17 protein-coding genes are annotated in these 18,033 nt (G+C 59.9%); 13 read left to right on the top strand and 4 right to left on the bottom strand.

Annotated elements, in window-relative coordinates; translation table 11 throughout:
- Positions 1-2: 2 nt before the first annotated feature.
- From B5F28_RS13195 to rpmH, 4 genes are all read right to left on the bottom strand, one after another.
- Positions 3-1,028 carry a YidC/Oxa1 family membrane protein insertase gene (locus B5F28_RS13195; RefSeq protein ID WP_087296324.1) on the bottom strand — a complete coding sequence of 342 codons (1,026 nt, stop codon included), beginning with the start codon at positions 1,026-1,028 and terminating at the stop codon, positions 3-5.
- A 121-nt stretch (positions 1,029-1,149) separates the two neighbouring features.
- On the bottom strand, positions 1,150-1,404 hold the full coding sequence (gene yidD, locus B5F28_RS13200; protein WP_087296325.1) for a membrane protein insertion efficiency factor YidD: 255 nt from the start codon (positions 1,402-1,404) through the stop codon (positions 1,150-1,152).
- On the bottom strand, positions 1,401-1,733 hold the full coding sequence (gene rnpA, locus B5F28_RS13205) for a ribonuclease P protein component (RefSeq protein ID WP_087296326.1): 333 nt from the start codon (positions 1,731-1,733) through the stop codon (positions 1,401-1,403). The genes yidD and rnpA overlap by 4 nt, the downstream gene beginning before the upstream one ends.
- A 90-nt stretch (positions 1,734-1,823) precedes the next feature.
- The gene (gene rpmH / locus B5F28_RS13210) at positions 1,824-1,958 is read right to left on the bottom strand and encodes a 50S ribosomal protein L34 (protein WP_087296327.1); all 135 of its coding nucleotides are present in this window, start codon (positions 1,956-1,958) and stop codon (positions 1,824-1,826) included.
- A gap of 341 nt (positions 1,959-2,299) precedes the next feature.
- Here rpmH and dnaA point away from each other — a divergent pair, with 341 nt between their 5' ends.
- The 13 genes from dnaA to B5F28_RS13275 all read left to right on the top strand — a co-directional run bounded on the left by dnaA (position 2,300) and on the right by B5F28_RS13275 (position 17,901).
- Positions 2,300-3,622, top strand: a complete 1,323-nt coding sequence (dnaA, locus tag B5F28_RS13215; RefSeq protein WP_058963433.1) for a chromosomal replication initiator protein DnaA — start codon at positions 2,300-2,302, stop codon at positions 3,620-3,622.
- A 510-nt stretch (positions 3,623-4,132) separates the two neighbouring features.
- A complete protein-coding gene (dnaN, locus tag B5F28_RS13220; RefSeq protein WP_087296328.1) occupies positions 4,133-5,239 on the top strand; it encodes a DNA polymerase III subunit beta in 1,107 nt (368 codons plus the stop codon).
- A gap of 298 nt (positions 5,240-5,537) precedes the next feature.
- Positions 5,538-5,753: an RNA-binding S4 domain-containing protein gene (locus B5F28_RS13225; protein WP_087296329.1), complete on the top strand. Its 216-nt coding sequence runs from the start codon at positions 5,538-5,540 to the stop codon at positions 5,751-5,753.
- Between the two features lie 4 nt (positions 5,754-5,757).
- Complete coding sequence (gene recF / locus B5F28_RS13230) at positions 5,758-6,846, top strand: DNA replication/repair protein RecF (protein ID WP_087296330.1); 1,089 nt, start codon at positions 5,758-5,760, stop codon at positions 6,844-6,846.
- A 334-nt stretch (positions 6,847-7,180) separates the two neighbouring features.
- A complete protein-coding gene (gene remB / locus B5F28_RS13235) occupies positions 7,181-7,447 on the top strand; it encodes an extracellular matrix regulator RemB (RefSeq protein WP_087181383.1) in 267 nt (88 codons plus the stop codon).
- An 87-nt stretch (positions 7,448-7,534) separates the two neighbouring features.
- Positions 7,535-9,478, top strand: coding sequence for a DNA topoisomerase (ATP-hydrolyzing) subunit B (gene gyrB / locus B5F28_RS13240; RefSeq protein ID WP_087296331.1), 1,944 nt, complete (start codon positions 7,535-7,537; stop codon positions 9,476-9,478).
- Positions 9,479-9,497: 19 nt separating this feature from the next.
- Positions 9,498-12,053, top strand: coding sequence for a DNA gyrase subunit A (gene gyrA, locus B5F28_RS13245; protein ID WP_087296332.1), 2,556 nt, complete (start codon positions 9,498-9,500; stop codon positions 12,051-12,053).
- A 258-nt stretch (positions 12,054-12,311) separates the two neighbouring features.
- Positions 12,312-12,779: a DUF2975 domain-containing protein gene (locus B5F28_RS13250; protein WP_087296333.1), complete on the top strand. Its 468-nt coding sequence runs from the start codon at positions 12,312-12,314 to the stop codon at positions 12,777-12,779.
- A 16-nt stretch (positions 12,780-12,795) separates the two neighbouring features.
- Entirely contained in the window at positions 12,796-13,011 is a 216-nt protein-coding gene (locus B5F28_RS13255; protein ID WP_087181379.1) for a helix-turn-helix domain-containing protein, read from the top strand.
- Between the two features lie 29 nt (positions 13,012-13,040).
- Positions 13,041-13,421, top strand: a complete 381-nt coding sequence (locus B5F28_RS13260) for a hypothetical protein (RefSeq protein ID WP_087296334.1) — start codon at positions 13,041-13,043, stop codon at positions 13,419-13,421.
- Between the two features lie 3 nt (positions 13,422-13,424).
- Entirely contained in the window at positions 13,425-15,215 is a 1,791-nt protein-coding gene (locus tag B5F28_RS13265; protein WP_087296335.1) for a DUF4153 domain-containing protein, read from the top strand.
- A gap of 212 nt (positions 15,216-15,427) precedes the next feature.
- Positions 15,428-16,621 carry a hypothetical protein gene (locus B5F28_RS13270; RefSeq protein WP_087296336.1) on the top strand — a complete coding sequence of 398 codons (1,194 nt, stop codon included), beginning with the start codon at positions 15,428-15,430 and terminating at the stop codon, positions 16,619-16,621.
- A gap of 23 nt (positions 16,622-16,644) precedes the next feature.
- Positions 16,645-17,901: a hypothetical protein gene (locus B5F28_RS13275; protein ID WP_087296337.1), complete on the top strand. Its 1,257-nt coding sequence runs from the start codon at positions 16,645-16,647 to the stop codon at positions 17,899-17,901.
- The last annotated feature ends 132 nt before the right edge of the window (positions 17,902-18,033 follow it).

The following is an 18,033-nucleotide window of genomic DNA, read 5'->3' on the forward strand; positions in this document are numbered from 1 at the left end:
ACTCATTCCTCCTTGTTCAGCTGGCTCAGGGGTACGGTCCGCTCGTCCTTATACTTTTCCTCATCCTGCTTGCGGGCCATTTCCAGGCGCAGCCGGTTCAGTTCTGCCTCGTTCACGGAACGGGTAATCTCTTTGCCGTTCTCCACCACGGTCACCTGCTTTTTCGCCTTGCGCTCCAGCTTCTTGGCCTCGATCTCGGCGGCGATCTCCACCTTCAGCTTCTCGGGGTCATACATCTTGCGCAGAATTACGCTCTGGACAAACATGAACAGGTTAGACACAGTGTAATACAGAGAGAAGCCCACGGGTACCTGGAAGGCGAACCAGACGAACATCAGGCTGGTGATCCAGGGCACCCACTTCATGCTGCCCTGCATCTGCTGACCGCTCATCTTCATGGTGATCACGTTCAGCATGGCCATGGTAACGATGCTCAGCAGGGGGAAGATCAGCAGAGCGTTCAGGGCAAAGCCGGGCTTATCCATCAGGTTGATGCCCAGGAAATTCACATTGAAGTTCTGCATGGCCTCGATCTGCTCGGCGGTGAAGATGCTGCCGAAAACAGTGGGGTCCAGCTGGACCTGCTTGATGATTTCGCTCTGGGCCATGTAGTTGTTGGCAGCCATACCCAGCTGGCTGGCTGCGGCGTTCAGCGCCTCAGCGGGCAGATGCATGATGTACTTCAGCGGGCGGTACACCACCTCGATGATGCCGAAGATCACCAGGAAGTTGATCAGCATGGGTGCGCAGCCGGCGGCGGGGTTATAGCCGTACTCCTGCTGCATGCGCATCAGCTCTTCGTTCTGCTTTTCCTTATCATTGGCGTACTTTTTCTGGATCTCCTGGATCATCGGCTGGTACGCAGCCATGCGGGCGGTGCTCTTCTGCTGCTTGATCTGCAGCGGGAAGGACAGCAGTCGCACGATGACTGTGAACAGGATGATGGACCAGCCGTAGTTGCCCACAAACTGGTAGATCCACTGCAGCACATAGCCGAGGGGCGTACCGAGAATGCCTAAAATTCCCATAATTCTTGTTTCCTATCCGCCCCGTTTGCGCGCCAGGGCTTTTGTAGATTTTATCGTGGGACACATCCCCGGCGCAAAACGGGGCGCGTCACAAGGGGCGATGGGTAAGGCTCGTCCGCATTCAGCGGACCAGGCGGCGGTCGTCGTTTTTCCAGCGTCCTTTGGGCGGAACCGGATCGTAACCGCTCTTGCACAATGGGTTACAGCGCAGAATGCGCCACACCGACAGGATGCTCCCCTTCACCGCGCCATGGGTGAGCAGTGCCTCCATGGCGTACTCGCTGCAGGTGGGAAGGAAGCGGCAGTTTGTGCCCAGATGGGGCGAGAGGTATTTCTTGTACCACTTTATGGGTAGCACTAAAACGCGGGCGATCATCTGACCAGGCCCGCGTTTTTCAGCAGTTGTTCGGCAGCCTTTTTCACCTCGCCGCTTTTGCAGCGGGTGGTCTGGCCCCGCGCCACGAATACCAGGTCCAGCCCGCCCACATCATAGGGCAGCGTCTGGTACAAAGCGGCACGGATGACCCGCCGCGCCCGGTTGCGGTGCACGGCGTTGCCGATTTTTTTGGTTGCGGTAATGCCCACCCGGGTGTGGCCCAGGCGGTTTTTCATCACATACAACACCAGTTTTGGATGCACAAAGGCTTTTCCCCTGGCATAGGCCCGGGAAAACTCCTTGTTGCGGGTGATCGGCCGATAGCGCATGGATCTTCCCCCGTATGGAAAAACAAGGCCACTAACAACTCAGTGGCCTTGCAAGCTTGCCCGCTCAGAAAGCGGGGCTTTGTTTTACACTTAGGCAGACAGCTTGGCGCGGCCCTTGGCACGACGGGCGGCAATCACCTTACGGCCGTTCTTAGTGGACATTCTCTTCAGAAAGCCGTGCACACCACTGCGCTGACGCTTCTTGGGCTGAAAAGTTCTTTTCATGACGATATCCTCCAAAAGGCCCCGCAATGGGGCAGATTTTATTGATTTTCTCTGTGCAGGTACACAGATAGCCTTGCATCATAAAAGTATAGCGGATGTTTTCCGCCTTTGTCAACACTTTCCGCAAAGTTTTTTGCTTTACAGCTCGTTTTGGCCTGTTTTGCCCTGTGAACGCCAATGCATCGGGCCTTTGTGCCCCCTTTGCCCGTTCTCGAAAAAACGTTTTTAGACCCCTTACAGCGGCCCCTATAGCTATAGTATAATAAATAACATTGTAAAGGTCTTTTTTTTGTGATATAATCAATCAGATACTAATTTTCAACAATGGAGCGTTTTTGCCTATGGATTCCTTTAACGACGTTTTAAGCGCAGCGAAGGCCTATTGCAAGGAGCGCCTGGTGGACGCCACCTACAACCTGTACATCGACGGGCTGGAGGCGGTGAGCTTCGAGGGCAGCGGCAAGGTCGTGCTGGCTGTGCGCAATGATTTCATCTGCACCATCGTGCGGGACCGCTATACTCCTCTGCTGAAAGAAGCTCTGGCCGCGGTGCTGGGCTTCGATGTGGAGGTGGAGCTTGTCGTGCCCGCAGCCGCACCGGAAAAGCCCGCCCCGGAACCGGAAAAGCCTGCTCCGGTCAGCGCTCCCAGCGGCAAATACGACTTCACCTTCGAGAACTTCATCAAGGGTCCCTCCAACCAGTTCGCCTATGCAGCGGCGCAGGCGGTTGCCTCCAACCCCTCCGGGGCCTACAACCCGCTGTTCATCTACGGCCAGTCCGGCCTCGGTAAAACGCACCTGCTCAACGCCATTCAGGTGGAGATCAAGAAAAACCACCCGGACTTTAATATTGTGTATGTGGACTGCGAGAAGTTCACCAACGAGATCATCACCGCCATCCGGGAGGGCAACACCGAGAGCTTCCGCCAGAAATACCGTGCGGCGGATGTGCTGCTGGTGGACGATATCCAGTTCATCGCCGGCAAGGAGAGTACTCAGGAGGAGTTCTTCCATACCTTTAATACCCTGCACAATGCAGGCAAGCAGATCGTGCTGGCCAGCGACCGCCCTGCCAAGGAGATCAAAAGCCTGGAGGAGCGTCTGCGCACCCGGTTCGAGTGGGGCCTCACCGCGGACATCCAGCCGCCGGACTTCGAGACCCGAGTGGCCATCATCCGCCGCAAGGCCGAGCTGTTCAATCTGGACATGCCGGATGACGTGGCCGAGTTCATCGCAAACCATCTGAAAAACAACATCCGCCAGTTGGAAGGCGCCGTGAAAAAGCTGAACGCCTACTATATGCTGGAGGGCATCCAGCCGGTGATCGGCGTGGCCCAGAATGCCATCAAGGACATTCTGAACGAAACCCAGCCGGTTCCGGTTACCATCGAAAAGATCATCGGCGAGGTGGGCCGCACCTATAACGTGACTCCCGCGGAAATCCGCGGCATGCGCCGCACCGCCAATATCTCCTCTGCCCGGCAGACCGCCATCTACGTGGTGCGCGAGATCACCGGCATGAGCATGGAGGACATCGGCAAGGAGTTCGGCGGCCGGGATCACTCCACCATCGTGTACTCCCTGAAATCCATGGAGAACAATCTGAACAACGACCGCCACCTGAAGGAAACGGTGGAGGACATCATCAAAAACGTCCGCTCCTAAAGGCCAGGGGGCGGACCGCCCTTGAGAACATCGGGTACAGCATGGCACCCCTGCCGGCTGTACCTGTTTTGGCCCTTCCCCCTCTTTTCCCTTTTTCTTTTTCCTTCCCTGCTTCCTGACATGAGAACCGCGCACAGACGGCTTTTTGTAAAAAAAGGCGGATTTGCGCGGGTTTTCCCATACCTGCAGCGACACGTTTCGTGACTTCTTGAATTATACAAACTGCAATATTTCCCTTATTTGCCCCTGAAAACAGCCAAAAAGTTTTTCCGGTTCTTTTCAACATTCAACAATTACTTTTTCACAAGGCATGTGTAAAACTTTTCATTTTTCGCTTATTCACACTTTTTGAACAAAACGGGCTCACCTTTCCACAGCCCACAAACCCGGTCTTCAAAAGGCCTCGCGCCACTTTTCCACAGTTTTCACACCCCCTATTACTACGGCTACCTGAAACTATGCTATTTGAAGACCAAAAACAATTTCCCATCGCAAGAAAGGAGCAACCGCATGAACATTGTTTGCGACAAAGCACTTCTGTCCAGTGCCATTGACGGTGTGTCGAAGGCCGTCACACTTCGGTCCTCAATTCCCGCTCTGGAGGGCATCCTCTTAAAAGCCGAGGGCTTCCAGCTCACGCTGACCGGCTATGATCTGGAAATGGGCATCACCACCACCATCGAAGCCAACGTTCGCCAGGCCGGTGAGATTGTTCTGTCTGCCAAACTTCTGGGCGACATGGTCCGCCGACTGCCCAGCGGCGAGGTGAGCATCTACACCAACGAATCCGGCAACGCCACCATTAAGGGCGGTGTAGCGGAATTTGACATTCTTGCCATGAGCGCCTCCGATTATCCGGACCTTCCCACCCCCGGTGCCGATCATACCCTGACCATCAAGGCCGGTATGCTGCGGGGCATGATCGAAAAAACCCTCTACGCCGTGAGTCAGGACGACAAAAAACCCGCTCACACCGGTGAGCTGTTCGCCATTGAAGAGGACAAGCTGACCGTTGTGGCGCTGGACGGTTACCGGCTGGCCATTGTGGAGCGTCCGGTCCAGGCAGAAAAACACATCCGCATCATCATTCCCGCCAAAACCCTCACCGAGGTGAACAAACTGCTGGGCGATGATGAGGACGATGTGCGCATTTCCGCAAACCGCCGGTTTGTGGTCTTCAACTCCGGCAACTATACCATTCTCTCCCGGCTGATCGAGGGCGAATTCCTCAATTATGCCAACGTAATTCCCAACGGCTGCAAGACCCGGGTGGTTCTGGAGACCAGAGACTTCATCGATACCATCGAGCGCGCCAGCCTGATCATCACCGAGCGGCTGAAAAACCCGCTGCGCATCCTCTTTGATGCCTCCGGAAAGGTGACCGTGCGCTGCCAGACCAATCTTGGTAAAGTTGTGGACGAATTTGCTGCCCAGGTGGAGGGCGATCCGGTGGAGATCGGCTTCAACAACCGCTATCTGCTGGATGCGCTGCGCAACGCCCGCTGCGAAAAGGTAGTGCTGGAGCTGAGCGGCCCCCTGAGCCCGGTGAAGATCCTGCCCGAGGAAGGCTCGGACTTCATCTATCTGGTGCTGCCGGTCCGCTTCAAGAATGACTGATCTGGACAAATGTTGCGCAGATGCGCCTGGCTGCATATTTGAATGCATAAATAAACGGTCTCGGATTGACTCTGCGCCTGCGCGATGAAACGAATTTGAGGACAGGCACCGAGATCCGGTCGTCAACCCCTTCCCGGGCCACAATTGCCGCTGAGGCATTTTTGAGCCTGGACAGGTTGGTCTTCTAAAAAAGCGGAAAAATCGTTTTCAGACCCATTTGCGGGGCGCTGAGGACCATTTCAACTGAAAACAACCAAAACCATACTGGAAACACAAAAAACACAGAGGAACTGATACGATGGAACGAATCCTGATCCATACGGAATTTATCAAGCTGGACGCGCTGCTCAAGCTGGCGGGTCTGGTGGAGACCGGCGGCGAGGCCAAGGTGCTGATCCAGGCCGGGCAGGTGCTGGTGAACGGCGAGGTGTGCGAGATGCGGGGCAAGAAGCTGCGCCCGGGCGACACCGTAACCCTGGAAGGCCGCACCGTGACCGTGGCCGACGGCAAGTAATCCCATGCGGCTGAAGGAGCTTTCGCTGCAGAATTACCGGAACATCCGGCAGGCGGACTTTACCCCCTGCCCGGAGCTTACGGTGATCTGCGGCAAAAACGGCCAGGGCAAAACCAATCTGCTGGAGGCGGTGTGGCTGCTGACCGGCGGCAAAAGCTTCCGGGGCGCGAAAGACGCGGAGCTGATTGCCCGGGATGAGCCCTTTTCGGTGCTGCAGGCCGAGACTGAGACCAGCGACGGGCAGCAGAACCAGATTTATCTGACGGTGGGCGGCCGGGATACCCCCCGCCCGGGCCGGACGGCCAAGCGGAACGGGGTGGACCTGGGCCGGGCGTCCGCGCTGGCGGGCAGCTTCACGGCGGTGGTGTTCGAGCCGGGCAATCTGAGTCTGGTGAAGGGCAGCCCGGAGGGGCGGCGGCGCTTTCTGGACGCGGCGCTGTGCCAGCTGTACCCCGGGTATCTGGCCGCCTGGCGGCGGTATGCCCGGCTGCTGACCCAGAAAAACGCGCTGCTCAAGCACTATGAGCGCACGCCGGGCGCGGTGCAGATGCTGGATGTGTTTGACGAGGAGCTGGCCCGCTATGGGCAGGAGCTCACGCTGCGCCGGATGGACTATATGAAACGGCTGCGACCGCTGGCCATCGCCAACTACCGGGACATTTCCCAGGCAAGCGAGGACCTGGAGCTGGTGTACCAGCCCAGCTTCGGAGAGAAAGGCCTGCTGGAAACCCTGCGGGAAAGCCGAAAGGCGGATCTGAAGGCGGGCTTTTCCACGGCGGGCCCTCACCGGGAGGATTTTACGGTGCTGCTGGACGGCCAGCCCGCCAAGCTGTTTGCCAGCCAGGGGCAGCAGCGGAGCACGGTGTTGAGTCTGAAGCTGGCGGAGGCCAGCTGTGCCCAGGAGATCACCGGGGAGCATCCGGTGATGCTGCTGGACGACGTGCTCAGCGAGCTGGATGCCACCCGGCAGGAGTACCTGCTCACCCGGATGCGCCAGAAGCAGACCATCGTGACGGCCTGTGATTCCAGCCTGTTCCACAAAACCGAGGGCGAGCTGTTCCGGATGGAGGGCGGCGTGCTGGAAAAGCTATAAAAAAAGCCCCTTTTGCGTCCGGCCGGGCAAAAACGGCTGCTCTCCCTCCGCCCGGCGGGTTTCAAGACAAACAGAAAAAAGCCTGCAAATGGCCCGCGCGGTTTTGCTGAGATTGACAGAAACGGATTCGGAAGAACACGACTCCACACGGAAAATCGAGGCAACAGGACAGTGAGCGGTCTTTGCTGAGGGAAATCGGGTGCGAAAGGATAAACCAATTGGTACAAGCCGCCGGTCGGGTCTGCCAAAAGGCCGTGAGCGGTCTTTGCTGAGGAAAATCGGGTGCGAAAGGATAAACGGATCGGTACAAGCCACCGGTCGGGTAGGTAAAAAAATGTATTTGCATTTAGGGCAGGACTATGTGGTCCATACACGGGATATCATCGGGATTTTTGATATTGAAACCACCTCGATCTCCAAGCATACGCGGGCGTTTCTGCGCCACGCGGAAACCGAGGGCGCGGTGGTGACTTTGAGCGACGAGCTTCCCAAAAGCTTTGTGATCACCGATTTCCCGGACGAAACGGTATTCATCAGCCCCATCTCGTCCAAAACACTGGAAAAACGCTGCGGCCGGCTGGATCAGCTGGGCAGCGTGTGACGGGGCTTTTTTCAGACGATAAGGAACCAGCGCGCACGGCGCGCACCGGGCGGTAAACTCCGCCCAGAAACAACAGGAGGCAAGACAATGGCAGAAGAATTGAACAAGCAGCCGCAGGAGGGCGCCGACCAGTACGACGGCAGCCAGATCCAGGTGCTGGAAGGGCTGGAAGCGGTGCGCAAACGGCCGGGCATGTACATCGGCTCCACCGGCCCCAAGGGCCTGCACCATCTGGTCTACGAGATCGTGGACAACGCCATCGACGAGGCGCTGGCGGGCTTCTGCGATCATATCGAGGTCACCATCAAGAAGGGCGACGTGATCGAGGTCACCGATAACGGCCGCGGCATCCCCGTGGACATCCAGCCCAAGCTGGGCATCCCCGCCGTGACCGTTGTTCTCACCGTGCTGCACGCCGGCGGCAAGTTCGGCGGCGAAAACTCCGGCTACAAGGTGGCCGGCGGTCTGCACGGCGTGGGTTCCAGCGTGGTAAACGCCCTGAGCGAGTGGCTGGAGGTCATCGTGCGCCGGGACGGCTACGAATACTACCAGCGGTTCCAGCGCGGCGTGCCGGACGGCCCCCTGCAGAAGATCGGCCCCGCTGCCTCCACCGGCACCACCGTGCGCTTCAAGGCGGACCCGGTCATGTTCACCGAGACCACCGTCTATGACTATGAAACTCTGCTGATCCGCCTGCGGGAGGAGGCCTTCCTGAACGCGGGCGTGCGCATCACCTTCACCGACGAACGGGGCGACGAGGTGGTGCGGGAAAGCATGCACTACGAGGGCGGCATCGCCAGCTTCGTGGAATACCTGCAGAAAAAGCGGGACAACACCGTGCTGCATCCCCAGGTCATTCACCTGAAGGGCCAGAAGGACGACATCATCGCCGAGGTGGCCATGCAGTACAACGACAGCTTCAACGAGCTGATTCTGTCCTTCGCCAACAACGTGAACACTCCGGACGGCGGTACTCACGAGGAGGGCTTCAAGAACGCCCTCACCCGCGTGATCAATGATTTCGGCCGGTCCAAGGGCTACCTGAAGGACAAGGACGACAACCTGACCGGCAACGACGTGCGCGAGGGCCTGACCTGCGTGATCAGCGTCAAGCTCACCGAGGCCCAGTTCGAGGGCCAGACCAAGGCCAAGCTGGGCAACACCGAGGTGCGCAGCCTGGTCTCCGGCATGGTCTACGACAAGCTGAAGGAATTCTTGGAAGAGAACCCCGGTGTGGCCAAGGCCATCTATGAGAAGGCCACTCAGGCCGCCCGCGCCCGGGAAGCGGCCCGCAAGGCCCGTGACCTGGTTCGCCGCAAGAGCGCGCTGGAAACCAGCCGTATGCCCGGTAAGCTGGCCGACTGCCGGGAAAAAGACCCCTCCAAGACCGAAATCTTCATCGTCGAGGGTGATTCCGCCGGCGGCAGCGCCAAGATGGGCCGCGACTCCAACATTCAGGCCATCCTGCCGCTGTGGGGCAAGATGCTGAACGTGGAAAAGGCTCGCCTGGACAAGGTCTACGGCAACGAAAAGCTCATGCCTGTGGTCACCGCGCTGGGCTGCGGCATCGGCGAGGAATTCGACATTGAGAAGCTGCGCTACCACAAGGTCTTCATCATGGCCGATGCGGACGTGGACGGCAGCCATATCTGTACCCTGATGCTCACCTTCTTCTTCCGATTCATGCGTCCGCTGATCGAGGGTGGCTTTGTGTACATCGCTCAGCCTCCTCTGTTCAAGCTGGCCAAGGGCAAGGATGTGCGCTATGCCTACAACGAGGCGGAAATGACCCAGATGAGCGCCGAGATGGGCCAGGGCGTGAAGATCAACCGCTATAAGGGCCTTGGTGAGATGAACCCCGAGCAGCTGTGGGAAACCACCATGAACCCGGACAATCGGGTCATCGTGCAGATCTCCATCGAGGACGCGGAAAAGGCCGACGAGGCCTTCACCATCCTGATGGGCGACAAGGTGGAGCCGCGCCGCCAGTTCATCGAAAAGAACGCGGAATACGCTAATCTGGATGTGTAATGGAAAGGAAACGGAAACTATGATCGAAAACAGCGTAACCCCGGGCACGCATCTCATCGTCCGGGACGTAAAAGACGAGATCGAACGGGCCTTTCTGGACTATTCCATGTCCGTTATCGTATCCCGCGCTCTGCCGGATGTGCGCGACGGCCTGAAGCCGGTGCATCGCCGCATCCTGTACACCATGTACGAGCGCGGCAATGACCCCAGCCACCCCTACCGCAAGAGCGCGGATACTGTGGGTGCCGTGCTGGGCTCCTACCACCCTCACGGCGACGCGTCGGTTTACGACGCCATGGTCCGCCTGGCGCAGGACTTCTCCATGCGCTATCCTCTGATGGACGGCCAGGGTAACTTCGGTAGCGTGGACGGCGACCCCCCGGCTGCCTACCGATACACCGAGGCCCGCATGAGCAAGATGGCCGTGGACCTGCTCACCGACATTGAGAAGGACACCGTGGACTTCGGCCTGAACTTCGACGAGACCAAGAAGGAGCCCACTGTGCTGCCCAGCCGGTTCCCCAACCTGCTGGTCAACGGCTCCACCGGCATCGCCGTGGGCATGGCCACCAACATCCCGCCCCATAACCTGACCGAGGTGATCGAGGGCGCGGTGGCTCTGATCGACGATCCGGACATCGACCTGGCCGGCCTGATGGAGCACATCAAGGGCCCCGACTTCCCCACCGGCGGCATCATCATGGGCCGCAGCGGCATCCGCGCCGCCTACGCCACCGGCCGCGGCAAAATCACCCTGCGCGGCCGCGCCGAGATCGAGGAGAAGAAGAACGGCCGGTTCCAGATCATCGTCACCGAGATCCCCTACATGGTCAACAAGGCCCGCCTGATCGAGAACATCGCGGACCTGGTGAAGGAAAAGCGCATCGAGGGCATCAGCGACCTGAACGACGAGTCCAACCGCCACGGCATGCGGATCGTCATCGAGCTGAAAAAGGACGCGAACCCCCAGGTGGTGCTGAACCAGCTGTACCGCTATACCCAGCTGCAGGACACCGTGGGCGTGCACCTGCTGGCTCTGGACGGCGGCGTGCCCAAGACCATGACCCTGAAAACTATGCTGGAGCGCTACGTGGCGTTCCAGGCCCAGGTTGTGCGCCGTCGCACCGCCTTCGATCTGAAGAAGGCCGAGGAGCGCGCCCACATCCTGGAAGGTCTGAAGCGGGCCACCGACATCGTGGACGAGATCATCGCCACCATCCGCGCCTGCAAGGGCGGCCAGGCGGAAGCCCGCGTGGCCATCATGGAGCGGTTCGGCTTTGACGAGCTGCAGGCTGCCGCCATCTGCGCCTTCCGTCTGGGACAGCTGGCCGGTCTGGAAATTCTGAAGATCGAGAGCGAGCTGGCCGAGCTGCAGGGCAACATTGCCGAGTGGCGTTCCATCCTGGCCAGCGACGAGAAGGTCTACGCCATCGTGAAAGAGGAGCTGACCGTTCTCAAGGAGAAATACGGCGACGACCGCCGCACCGAGATCGCCCATGTGTCCGGCGAGGTGGACATCGAGGATCTGATTCCGGTGGAGCAGTGCGTCTTCACCCTCACCCACGAGGGCTACATCAAGCGCCAGCCTCAGGACACCTACCAGGTGCAGAAGCGCGGCGGCCGCGGTATCTCCGGTCTGTCCCACAAGGACGAGGACTTTGTGGAGGAGCTGTTCATCGGTTCCACCCACGACTTCGTGCTGTTTGTTACCGACCAGGGCCGTGTTTACCGGCTGAAGGGCTACCAGATCTACGAGGGCAGCCGCACCTCCCGCGGCACCAACATCGTGAACCTGCTGCCGCTGCAGAACGGCGAGAAGGTCACCAGCATGCTGCGCATGCCCGCCGAGAACGCCGAAGGCTATCTGGTCATGGTCACCCGTCAGGGCGTCATCAAGCGTACTCCCATCGAGGCATATGCCAACATCCGCAAGAGCGGTCTGCTGGCGGTGAGCATGTACGAGGGCGACAGCCTGGCCTGGACCCAGATCACCACCGGTGAGGACGAGCTGATCGTGGCCACCCACGACGGTCTGGCCATCCGCTTCAATGAGCAGGACGCCCGCAGCATGGGCCGTCTGGGCCATGGCGTGCGCGCCATCCGGCTGGCCGAGGGCGACTACGTGGTGGGCGTTGGCGTGGTGCATCCCGGCGCCACCGTGTTCACCGTGACCGAGAACGGCAAGGGCCGCCGCAGCCGCATTGATGACTACCGCCTGCAGAGCCGCGGCGGCAAGGGCATCCGCAACTACGGCAAGGGCGAGGTTGCCGGCATCAAGGTGCTGGAGGAAGAGGACGACATCATCCTCATCAGCCAGGAGGGCATCATCATCCGCATGCATGCGGCGGACATCAACATCCAGAGCCGCTACGGCAGCGGTGTGCGCGTGATGCGTCTGGGCGAGGGCGACCGGGTGGTCACCGTGGCCCGCACCGAGCACTCCGACGACGCCGAGGTGGAAAAGCCGGAGAACGAGCCGGAGGAAGCTCTAAGCGAGGAAGAGCTGGCCGCACTGGCAGCTGAGGAAGCCGCCCAGGCGGAGGAACCCGTTGCAGCGGACGACGAGGAAGAATAAGTCCTTCCCTTCCGACTGAATCAAATTTGAGAAACACCCTGTTTGCGGTCAAGCGCAAACAGGGTGTTTTTTTGCAGAAAATGCCCAAATAAGAAAAGAACATGTTCCACATGGAACATTGAAGTTTTGAAAAACAATTAAAAAATATCGAAAAACAATAAAAAACACTTGAAAATCGATAAAGTCTATGGTAGAGTGATACCAACAAAACAAGCCCGGCGGCGTGTGGCGGCCGGGCGAAACGGAGGAATACGGGATATGAAACAGCAAAACGATGCCGTGGGCAGTCTGGCCATCTCCCAGCTGCTGGTGAAGATTTTTCTCGGAGTGCTGGTGGGCGTGGATGTGGCGGCCTACTGGCTGGTGGAATGGTTTTTGAGCTGGACCCGCTACCGGCTGACGGGGGACCTGCCCTGGCAGGCGCTGTTTCTCCTCACCATTTATGCCGCCAGCATTCCGGCTTATTTCGCGCTCTACCGGCTCTATCGCCTGCTGGCCAATCTGGATAATGGCCAGGTATTCGTGGAGCAGAATGTGATCTGTCTGGCCGTGCTCAGCCGCTGCTGCTGGGCGGTGGCGGCCATCTGCCTGGCCAGTGCCCTCTATTACCTGCCCTACCTGATGGTGATGGTGGCAGCGGCTTTTATGGCGTTGATTCTGCGCATTGTGCAGAACGTGTTCCGGCAGGCCTGCGAGATGAAGGACGAGCTGGATCTGACGGTGTGAGGAGGCGAAGAAGGCAATGCCGATTGTGATCAATCTGGATGTGATGATGGCAAAGCGCAAGATCAGCGCGGGCGAGCTGGCCGAGCGGGTGGGCATCACCCCGGCCAACCTGTCCATTCTGAAAAACAACAAGGCCAAGGCGGTGCGGTTCTCCACGCTGGAGGCGCTGTGCAAGGCGCTGGACTGCCAGCCGGCGGACCTGCTGGAATACGTGCCGGAAGAAAATCAATAAAACAAGGCGAAACAAAGGAGGGAGTCTGGATGCTGCATCCGGAATGGTGGAATCTGATGAGTATTTTCCTGGGGGTGGCGGCGCTGGCGCTCCCGCCGCTGGGCGGCGCGCTGCTGGCCCGCAAAGGCAGGCGCTGGCACTGGTGTATGGCGCTCAGTCTGGCCGCCTGCGCCATCAGCCTTTACGGCTGGATCGCCTATACCCGGTATCTGGTGGAGATTCAGAATTTCAGCGCTCTGCTGGATACCCAGCCCGCTGGACAGATGGTTTCCGGGACGCTGCTGCTGGCGGTACTGCTGGTGAACGGCGTCGCGGCGGCAATTTTGGAAACCCGGCCCGAGGTGCAGCAGGCCCAGCTTCTGCCGGAAAACAACCCCCGGAAAAGCAACGGCCGGAAACAGGAGGTATGATCTATGGAAGAACGGATTCGTTTGAAGAACGGGGCGATGCCGCGAACCGGAATGCCGAACAGCCAGGCGGCTGACCCGGCCGCCGGTGCGCAGCCCCTCTACACAGCAAAAGCGGCTCAGACGTTTAAAGCGACCCGGCTGCAGCTGGGCGCGGCACTCTACAGCTATCTGCTGGGCTGGTTTTATTTCTGCGGCCTGGTGCTGGGCGGTCCGGTTCTGCCCTTTGCCGAATGGTACGTGGGCAGCATGAATCCGGTGGCGCTTGGGGTGTTCTGCGCGCTGTTTTTCGGCGGGGCGGAATTCTTCCTGCGCCGGGCGGGCCGGAAGGCACCGGCGGAGAGCTGGTGGTGGCTGGGCTTTTCCGCCCTGCTGCTGGCAAACCTGCTGATCGTCCGTCCCCTGCTTTACGGCGCGGGCTACTGGAATGACTACGAATACGGCTACTACGGCTGGCAGGTTCTGGCCCTGCATCTGGCGGCCATGTACTGGCTGGTCTGCCGGGCGGGCCTGCTCACCGGCGGCGGGCGCACCGGCTGCTTTGCCCCGCTGGATGCAGCGCTCTGCCTTCTGGGCCGTCCCTTCTGCTGGTTCTTTTTGCGCATTCAGGTGATGTGGTACGCCTTCAAAAAGCTCTGGGCCAGGGTGCGGGCGGCACGGCAGAACAAAAAGCGGGACCTGGTGGGCGCCGGGCTGGCCCTTTGTCTGCTGGTTCCCCTCTTTGTGCTGGCGCTCATGCTGCTGGCCGGAGCGGACGCGGGCTTTGCCTCTCTGCTGGAACGCTTTGCCAAGCTGCTCACGGTGCCGGAATGGGTAGCGGGCCGCCTGCTGATGTTTGTGGGCTCGCTGCCGGTGGGGGCCTATCTTTACGGGACGCTGGGCAGCGTGCTGCGTCAAAAGCCGGACCCGGAGCGGCAGAGCCGCTGGCTGGCGGCGCTGGATAAGCAGCGCTGCCTGCCCCAAAGTGCCATGACTCTGGGGTTGCTTGCTTTCTGCGGGCTGTATCTGCTCTTCTTCGCGGTGCAGGCGGGCTACCTGTTCGGCGCCTTTTTCGACCGGCTTCCCGCCGGGTTCACCGCCGCGGAATATGCACGGCGGGGTTTCTTCGAGTTGTGCGCGGTGGCGATGCTCAACTTCGGGCTGCTGCTGGCGGTCAACGTGCTGTGCAAGGGCAAGCCTCAGAAGCGCCCGCTGCTGAGGGGCCTCACCGCTGCCCTGATGGCATCGAACCTGCTGTTCGTGCTGGTGGGGGCCTCCAAGATGGAGATGTATGTGATCCGGTTCGGGCTCACCGAAAAGCGCATTCTCTCCAGCTGGTTCATGCTGGTGCTGGCGGCGGTCAGCGTGCTGGCACTGCTGGCGGTGTTCCGTGGCCTGGACTGGATTCGCCTGGGCACCTTTGCGGCAGCGGGGCTGTTCCTGGCGCTGTGCCTGTGCCAGCCCCAGGCTCTTGCCTACCGGGTGAATCTGGCACTGTACCAAAACGGTACGATCCATCAGCTGGATCCCTGGACGCTGCACCAGCAGGGGGCGGGCCTCAGCGAGTATGAGCTGGCCGATGACCTGCTCCGGGCAGGCTGGGGCATGGATGAAGCACCGGAGGATGTGAGGTATGCCATCTCAGGCTATTCGGAGAGGGACGAGCTGCATTACGCCCGGGACGAACAGGGCAACCGGCAGGTATGGTTCCGGGTATCCGGCAAATCGTCAGAAGATATCGGTACCCTGACCATGACGCTGGATGAGAGCGGCGAAACGGTCACTGCGCTGGAGCTGACGGCTGACAAATCAAATTGAAGCAACAAAAGCCCTTCCGATGGCCCGGTTCATCGGAAGGGCTTTTTCTGTGCCTGAGGGAGGAAAATGCTTTGACCGGATTCCGGTGACCGGGTATAATCAAAGGCGAACGTTGCTTTGTTCAGCATGAAAATTAGTATAAATATGATTTATAATACGAGGGGTAATTTAAAATCCCGAAAAAGAGGCAAAAAAGCGAAGGAGGGAGACGCTTGCCCACATCCAAACCCACATTTTCCCGGGCGCATCTGGCCGCGCTGGCGGACTCGCTTGCCCTGTTTGGCTTGGCCATTCTGCTGTTCCACTCGCTGGCGGGCGGAACACTGCTGGCCCAGAATCCCTACGACAGCTATCTGCTCCAGGCCCAAAACTGGCTGAAGGGCAGCATGACCATCCAAAACGGCGAGCAATACCCATGGTTGGAACTTGCGATATTCAACGAGGAGTATTATCTCTCTTTTCCGCCGGTTCCCTCGGTGCTGGCTCTGCCCTGGGCGCTGTGGGGCGGGGCTGTGCCCTCCAATCTGATCGCGGCGCTGTACGGTCTGGCTGCGGCGGCGGGGGTCTACCTGCTCTTCTGGCAGAGCGGCAAAAGTCCGGAAACCTGTGTCTTCTTTTCGTTGTTTGTGAGTCTGGGCAGCAACACCTTCTGGCTGAGCACCAGCGGCGGCGTTTGGATGCTGGCCCAGCTGCTGGCGCTGGCCTTCTGTGTCTGGGGCTGTTTTTTCTGGCTGGCCGGGCGGGAGCTGCCCGCCTTTTTCCTGCTGGCGCTGGCGGTAGGCTGCCGGCCCTTTTCCGCGTTTCTGGCGGTGGTGCTGTTTCTGCGCCCGGTGTGGGGGGCGGTGCGCAAGGGGCGGTGGAAGCATCTGGCGGCGGTGAGCGTGCTGCCCGCCCTGGTGGCGCTTGCCCTGGGGTGGTACAACTGGGCGCGCTTCGGCAATCCGCTGGAGTTCGGTCACAACTTTCTGCCGGAATTCATGCGGGAGGAAAACGGCCAGTTCAGCCTGGCCTATCTCTGGCCCAACCTGAAAAATCTGCTGCGCCCGGTGCTGCTCACCGAAACGCTGGATCTTTCCTTCCCCACCTTCAACGGCTTTCTGCCAATTGTGGCCAATCCTCTGCTGCTGCTCTGGCTGCTGGCGCTGGTGGCCGGGCTGCGGAACAGGCGGCTGGATTATGCGGACGGCATTCTGGTGGGCTGCTACCTGCTCACGGTGGTGGTGCTGTGCCTGCACCGCACACTGGGCGGCTGGCAGTTCGGGGCCCGGTATCTGGTGGACCCCTTCCCCTTCTGTCTGCTGTTTTTTGCCCGGCGAAACTGGGAGGCCGGGCCCGCCGCCCGGGGGCTTTTGCTGGCGGCGATTCTGTTTAATTTCTATGGCGCGGTGTACATGCTGAACGCATAAAGCCGCGCGGCAAGGAGGATGCAATGGCGCAGGTGATTGGCTGGCTGGGCGGCGGCGGAATGATCGCCTTTGTTTTGATTCTGGCGGTGCGCTGTCTGGCGCTGCTGGGCTGGCTGCCCGTGCCGCTGCCGGACTGGCAGGTGTTCCGGCGGGAGGAGCCGCTGCAGGGACCCGCCCGTTTTTCCCGGCGGGACTACGCCGCCGCCTTCTGCGCGGTGCTGGCGGTGCAGTGGGCGGTGCTGTTTTTTGCCTGGCTTACCCTGAACCAGAGCGGCGGTTTTGGTGCCTTTCTGACCCATTTCTGGCAGCGGTTCACCCAGGCGGGCGACAGTCCGCACTATCTGTTCATTGCTCAGAACGGTTATGTGCCTTCCGGCGAGGATGCAAAATGGATCGTCTTCTATCCTCTCTATCCGCTGTGCATCCGGCTGATGAGTCTGTTCACCGGGGGCAATTTTGAGCTGGCGGGCATTCTGGTCAGCCAGCTGTGCTGGGGCGGCTGCGGCGCTGTGGCCCTGAGCCTAGCCGGGCGCTGGCTGCCCCGGACCCGGGCTGTCTGGGCAGTGGGCTTTCTGGCGGTGTATCCCTTCGCCTTTTTCAGCATGGGCGTTTATACCGAAAGCCTGTTTCTGCTGCTCTGCCTGGGCTGCATGCGGCTGGCGCTCACCGGGCGCTGGGGCTGGGCCGGGCTGCTGGGCGGCCTTGCGGCCCTCTGCCGCACCCAGGGCATGGTGCTGCTGCTGCCGGTGCTCTGGCTCTGGCTGCGAGCCCGCAAAACCGGGCCGCAGGGCCTCAAGAGCCTGGGCCTTCTGCTGATTCCGGCGGGCTGGGGCGGCTATCTTGCCTGCAACCGGCTGGTGTTCGGCGACTGGTTCGCCTTTCTGGAATTTCAGGCCGCGCCGCCCTGGTACCAGACCACCAAATGGATCGGCGAAAATCTGACTCAGCACTGGAATCTGGCGCTGCAGTATCCGGGCTTGGCAAACTTCATCTACTGGCCGCAGGTGGTGCTCTATTTTGCGGTGCTGGCGCTGCTTTTCTGGGGCCTGTTCACCGGCGCGCGCACCGAGTGGCTCATCTGGGGCGGGGCCTACCTGGGCATGACCTATCTGGCGGGCTGGATGATCAGCGGCCCCCGGTATCTGCTGGGCTGCCTGCCGGTCTTTTTCCTGCTGGCGCGCATCCGCTGCAGCTGGCTGCGGGCGGCGCTTGGCAGCCTGAGTGCCCTGGCGCTCTTCGCCTACGGGGTGCTTTACATGCAGGGGCAGGCCATCATGTAAAAACGAAAAAACCGCCGTTTCGGAAATCCCGAAACGGCGGTTTTGTTCATATAAGAACCACAAGCTATGCTTGTGGACGAGAAGAGCACGAGCGTTGAAACGGTAAAAAAAGAACCTCCTTTTGCTACAATA

It is taken from the genome of Gemmiger sp. An194, assembly GCF_002160145.1.
Lineage (GTDB): Bacteria > Bacillota > Clostridia > Oscillospirales > Ruminococcaceae > Allofournierella.